Here is a 266-nt window from a genome sequence, read left to right on the forward strand (position 1 = left end):
TAGGCGAAAACGTTCTGTCGCCAGACGCCGTTGTCTTCCTGCCAGTCACCTCCGGCGTATTCGTAAATCCGGCGGAAACTGACGTCGGGCGTGAGATCCTTGTAGTCTTTGCAGGCCAGTTCGCAGGTTTTGCATCCGGTGCAACGACTGGAATCAATAAAAAATCCATACTGAGTTGTCATGGGTTAGTCCTTAAACCTTCTCGATCTCGACCAGATTAGTGTGCTGTGGGTTGCCTTTTGCCAGCGGTGAAGGGCGCTGTGTTG

The 266-nt window shown here is 52.3% G+C and carries 1 protein-coding gene; it reads right to left on the bottom strand.

What is annotated here, in order from left to right; translation table 11 throughout:
* Positions 1–182, bottom strand: a 182-nt coding sequence (locus P8629_RS12000; RefSeq protein ID WP_278166343.1) for a 4Fe-4S binding protein, incomplete at its 3' end; no start/stop codon positions are given.
* Positions 183–266: the final 84 nt, after the last annotated feature.

Origin of the sequence: Hydrogenovibrio sp. 3SP14C1 (genome assembly GCF_029625905.1) — a bacterium.
Taxonomy (GTDB): domain Bacteria; phylum Pseudomonadota; class Gammaproteobacteria; order Thiomicrospirales; family Thiomicrospiraceae; genus Hydrogenovibrio.